Genomic DNA, 4,979 nt, shown 5'->3' with positions numbered 1-4,979 from the left:
ACATGGGCTTTGCCGTGGCCGAGGGCCCGCAGATCGAAAGCGACTGGTTCAACTTCGACGCGCTCAACATCCCGCCCGAGCACCCCGCCCGGCAGGAGCATGACACCTTCTTCATGGCGCGCGAGGCGGGCGACACCCGCCCGCCGCACGTGCTCAGGACCCATACCTCGCCGGTGCAGATCCGGGCAATGCAGACCCATGGCGCACCGATCCGCGTCATCGCGCCGGGGCGCGTCTACCGCATGGACATGGACCAGACCCATGCGCCGATGTTCCACCAGGTCGAGGGGCTGGCGATCGACCGCGACATCTCGATGGCGAACCTGAAATGGGTGCTGGAGGAGTTCTGCCGGTCCTTCTTCGAGGTGGATGCGGTGGAGTTGCGCTTCCGCGCCTCGCACTTCCCCTTCACCGAACCCTCGGCCGAGGTCGATATCCGCTGTTCCTGGGACGGCGGCCAGCTGAAGATCGGCGAGGGGGATTCCTGGATGGAAATCCTCGGGTCGGGGATGGTGCATCCGAAGGTGCTTAGCGCTGCCGGGGTGGACCCGGCGGAATGGCAGGGCTTCGCCTTCGGCATGGGGATCGACCGGCTGGCGATGCTGAAATACGGCATCCCCGATTTGCGGGCGTTCTTCGAGTCGGACTTGCGGTGGCTGAGGCACTACGGGTTTGCGGCGCTGGATATGCCGACGGTGGCCGGGGGGCTGAGCAGGTGAACTACGACAAGAAGGCTTGGATATCGATCCTGCAACGATTGGAGTTGGAGGACTTTCCGGAGCTTTTTCGCGAGTCACGCTTTAACTCTCAGCATGGGTTCGAAGACGAATTCACGCCAAATTGGACGGACCATGAGGCCTACCAAATCGATCTAATGCTCGGCGAGGGTTTGCTCGCACAGAGCGAAACCAAAGGCGATGAACCCTGGTTGGGTGAACAACCCGATCCGATCGTCAAACAAACATTTGTGAGGCCATCGCTGGCTGGACACAATTTTCTCATTGAGCAGACACTGAAGGCAAAGCTTCTGCGGCCGCTTCGCAAGATTGGTTCAGGGCTTGCAATGACATCAGGGCAAATCTTGGTGTCAGTAGTCACTGCACTTTTGACAACGCTTGCAGCGCAATGGATGGGAATAGGACAATGAAATTCACCCTCTCCTGGCTGAAAGACCATCTCGAAACGCAAGCGACGCTCGACGAGATCACCTATGCGCTGACCGACCTCGGGCTTGAGGTCGAGGAAGTCGTGGACCGCGCCGCGCGGCTCAGGCCCTTCACGCTCGCCAAGGTGCTTGAGGCGACGCAGCACCCCGACGCCGACAAGTTGCGGGTCTGCCGGGTGCTGACCGACGAGGGCGAGAAGCAGATCGTCTGCGGCGCGCCGAATGCGCGGGCGGGGATCACTGTGGTCTTGGCCAAGCCCGGCGACTATGTCCCCGGCATCGACGTGACGCTGGGCGTCGGCCGGATCAGGGGCGTCGAGAGCCACGGCATGATGGCCTCGGAACGCGAGCTGGAGCTTTCCGACGAACACACCGGCATCATCGAGCTGCCCTCGGGCGAGGTCGGCGAGCGGTTCGTGGACTGGCTCGCCGCGCACCGGCCCGAGACGGTCGATCCGATGATCCATATCAAGATCACCCCGAACCGCCCCGATGCGCTTGGCGTCCGCGGCATCGCCCGCGACCTGGCCGCGCGCGGGCTCGGGCGGCTGAAGCCCCTGGACGTGCAGCCGGTGAAGGGCAGCTTCGCCAGCCGCATCGGGGTCAGGATCGACGCGGGCCTGAAGGAGAAGGGCTGCCCGCTCTTCGCCGGCCGGCTGATCCGCGGCGTCAGGAACGGCCCCTCGCCCGCCTGGCTGCAGGCGCGGCTGAAGGCGATCGGCCTCCGCCCCATCTCGACGCTCGTCGACATCACCAACTTCTTCACCTTCGACCAGAACCGGCCGCTTCACGTCTTCGACGCGGCCAGGGTCAGGGGCGACCTGCGCATCCATCCCGCCGAGGGCGGCGAGACCATCGCGGCGCTCGACGACAAGACCTATGCGTTCGGCCCCGGCATGATGGTCATCTCCGACGACACCGGCCCCGAGAGCATCGCCGGGGTGATGGGCGGCGCGGCCTCGGGCTGCGGCGAGGCAACGACGGACGTCTTTCTCGAAAGCGCCTACTGGGACCCGATCACCATCGCCACCACGGGCCGCGCGCTGCGCATCAATTCCGACGCCCGCTACCGGTTCGAGCGGGGCGTGGACCCGGCTTTCACGCTCCCCGGGCTGGAACTGGCGACGCGGATGATCCTCGACCTCTGCGGCGGCGAGGCCTCGGAGGTCGTCATGGACGGCGCGGTGCCGGTTTCGGACCGCGCCTACCGGCTCGACCCCAAGCGGGTCATCAGCCTGGTCGGCATGGACATTTCCGAAGGCGCGCAGCGCGCGACGCTGGAGGCGCTCGGCTTCACGCTGCATGGCGACATGGCGAGCCCGCCCTCGTGGCGGCCCGACATCCTCGGCGAGGCGGACCTCATCGAGGAAGTGGCGCGGATCGCGTCGCTGACGAAGCTCGAGGGCAAGCCGATGCGGCGGGCGAAACCGGGCGTGCCGAAACCGGTGCTGACTGCGCTCCAGATGCGCGAAAAGGCGGCGCGGCGGACGCTCGCCGCGCTCGGCTACAACGAATGCGTGACCTATTCCTTCATCGACGCCGGCTCGGCCGCGCTCTTCGGCGGCGGGGCGGAGGCGACGCGGCTGGAAAATCCGATCTCGTCGGAGATGACGCACATGCGCCCCGACCTCCTGCCCGGCCTCCTGCAGGCGGCGGCGCGGAACCAGGCGCGCGGCTTCGCGGACCTCGCGCTCTTCGAGGTGGGGCCGGTCTTCGCCGGCGGCGAGCCGGGCGAACAGGCGCTGCACGCGACCGGGCTTCTGGTCGGCGCGACCGCGCCCCGCGATCCCTACGGTTCGCGCCGGGCCGTGGATGTCTATGACGCCAAGGCCGATGCCGAGGCGGTGCTGGCCGCCGTGGGCGCGCCGCAGAAGGTCCAGATCAGCCGCAAGGCCGAGGGCTGGTGGCATCCCGGCCGGTCGGGGGTGATGGGCCTTGGCCCCAACGTCATCGCCACCTTCGGCGAGGTGCACCCGAAGGTCCTGCGCGCGATGGACGTGAAGGGGCCGGCGGTCGCCTTCACCCTGCGCGTCGAGGCGGTGCCCTTCCCCAAGGCGAAGACAGCGACCCGTGCCGCGCTGGGGCTTGCCGATCTTCAGGCGGTGGAGCGCGACTTCGCCTTCGTCGTCGACCGGAAGGTCGAGGCGCTGACGCTCGTCAACGCCGCGCAGGGGGCCGACAAGGCACTGATCGAGAGCGTTTCGGTCTTCGACGAATTCGCCGGCGAGAAGGCCGAGGCGCAGATGGGGCCCGGCAAGAAGTCGCTCGCCATCTCGGTGCGCCTCCAGCCCCGCGACAAGACGCTGACCGAGGCGGAGATCGAGGCGGTGAGCGCGAAGGTCTTCGAGAAGGTGGCGAAGGCCACCGGCGGGGTGCTCAGGCGCTGAGCGCGGAGCACCCCGAAGGCTCAGCCGCGGGCCGGGATCCTGAGCCCGCGCTGCACGGCGGGCCGGGCGAGGAAGCGGTCGAGCCAGGCGAGGACGTTCGGCATTTCCTCCAGCCCCGTTTCCGCACCGGCGCGATAGTTGTCCCGGAGGTTCCTGATCCAGGGGCAGATCGCGATGTCGGCGATGGAATAGTCGCCGGCGATCCACTCCCGCCCTGCCATCCGCTTTTCCAGCACGGACAGCAGGCGGCGCGCCTCGGCGTAGTAGCGTTCGCGCGGCCGGGAATCCGCGATCTCCTTCCCCGCGAAATGATGGAAGAATCCGACCTGCCCGAACATCGGCCCGATGCCGCCCATCTGGAACATCAGCCACTGGATGACCTCCCACTTGCCCGCGCCCTCGGGCATGAGCTGGCCGGACTTCTCGGCGATGTAGAGCAGGATCGCGCCGCTTTCGAAGAGCGGGAGAGGCTCGCCGTCGGGGCCGTGAGGATCGATGATCGCGGGGATCTTGTTGTTGGGGTTGAGCGAGAGGAACTCCGGGCTCATCTGGTCGTTCCGGCCGAAATCCACGAGATGCGCGTCATACGGCAGGCCGGTCTCCTCGAGCGCGATCGAAACCTTCACGCCATTGGGCGTCGTCAGCGAATAAAGCTGGATGGCATCCGGGTTCCGCGGCGGCCACTTGGCCATGATCGGAAACGTGATGTGCTTCAGCAAACTTTCCCCCTGTGCGGCTCTGGTGACACCTCTATGACCTAGTTCCGCGAGTCGCGGAGAAAAGGCACAACCGCGATGAAATGTCGTGATAAACTCGATCCGCGGCGGGCCGGATGTATGCGACGCCTGCGGACCAGTAAAGTGGGGACACGGAAATGATCAAAGAGTTCAAGGATTTCATCGCCAAGGGCAATGTCATGGACATGGCCGTCGGCATCATCATCGGCGCGGCTTTCACGGCAATCGTGACCTCGCTCGTTGCCGACCTGATCAACCCGATCATCGGCGTGATCACCGGAGGGATCGACTTCTCGAACCTCTTCGTCAACCTCGGCGACGGCGAGTTCGCCTCGCTCGCCGCGGCGCGCGATGCCGGGGCGCCGGTCTTCGCCTACGGTTCCTTCATCACGGCCGTGATCAACTTCCTAATCATCGCCTTCGTCGTCTTCCTGCTGGTGAAGATGGTGAACCGCGTGAAGGATGCGGCGATGAAGAAGGAGGAGGCCGCGCCCGCGCCGGCCGGCCCGACCGAACTCGACGTGCTCATGCAGATCCGCGACGCCCTGAAGAAATAGATCACTCGCAACGCCATGGGAAAGGCCCGCCATCCTGGCGGGCCTTTTGCTTTCGGCCCGGCCCCCGGTTCGGCCGCGCCGGCCCTGGGAGGGGTCCGGGGACCTTCGTCCGGCGGGCGGGCAGCGGGGACAA

5 protein-coding genes are annotated in these 4,979 nt (G+C 66.4%); 4 read left to right on the top strand and 1 reads right to left on the bottom strand.

What is annotated here, in order from left to right:
• From pheS to pheT, 3 genes are all read left to right on the top strand, one after another.
• A partial coding sequence (gene pheS / locus F9K34_RS16995) for a phenylalanine--tRNA ligase subunit alpha (RefSeq protein WP_291338301.1) occupies positions 1 to 719 on the top strand: 719 nt, incomplete at its 5' end.
• Positions 716 to 1,147 (top strand): hypothetical protein, encoded by a 432-nt coding sequence (locus F9K34_RS16990; RefSeq protein ID WP_291338300.1) that lies wholly within the window; start codon positions 716 to 718, stop codon positions 1,145 to 1,147. The genes pheS and F9K34_RS16990, both read left to right, overlap by 4 nt.
• Entirely contained in the window at positions 1,144 to 3,552 is a 2,409-nt protein-coding gene (gene pheT, locus F9K34_RS16985; RefSeq protein WP_291338299.1) for a phenylalanine--tRNA ligase subunit beta, read from the top strand. Before F9K34_RS16990 ends, pheT begins: the two co-directional genes overlap by 4 nt.
• A 20-nt stretch (positions 3,553 to 3,572) precedes the next feature.
• Here pheT and F9K34_RS16980 read toward each other — a convergent pair whose 3' ends face one another.
• On the bottom strand, positions 3,573 to 4,244 hold the full coding sequence (locus tag F9K34_RS16980) for a glutathione S-transferase N-terminal domain-containing protein (protein WP_291338302.1): 672 nt from the start codon (positions 4,242 to 4,244) through the stop codon (positions 3,573 to 3,575).
• Positions 4,245 to 4,426: 182 nt separating this feature from the next.
• Between F9K34_RS16980 and mscL the strand changes: the two genes are divergently transcribed.
• Positions 4,427 to 4,846, top strand: coding sequence for a large conductance mechanosensitive channel protein MscL (gene mscL / locus F9K34_RS16975; protein ID WP_291338298.1), 420 nt, complete (start codon positions 4,427 to 4,429; stop codon positions 4,844 to 4,846).
• The last annotated feature ends 133 nt before the right edge of the window (positions 4,847 to 4,979 follow it).

The sequence above is a fragment of the Albidovulum sp. genome (assembly GCF_008933605.1).
Taxonomy (GTDB): Bacteria; Pseudomonadota; Alphaproteobacteria; order Rhodobacterales; family Rhodobacteraceae; genus Albidovulum.
This window is presented reverse-complemented; position numbering and strand designations above follow the sequence as displayed.

What these genes read in the sequence shown, in the direction of transcription:
- pheT (WP_291338299.1), top strand. Translation starts at nt 1,144, where the DNA reads ATGAAATTCACCCTCTCCTGGCTGAAAGACCATCTCGAAACGCAAGCG.
- F9K34_RS16980 (WP_291338302.1), bottom strand. Translation starts at nt 4,244, where the DNA reads ATGGCCAAGTGGCCGCCGCGGAACCCGGATGCCATCCAGCTTTATTCG.
- mscL (WP_291338298.1), top strand. Translation starts at nt 4,427, where the DNA reads ATGATCAAAGAGTTCAAGGATTTCATCGCCAAGGGCAATGTCATGGAC.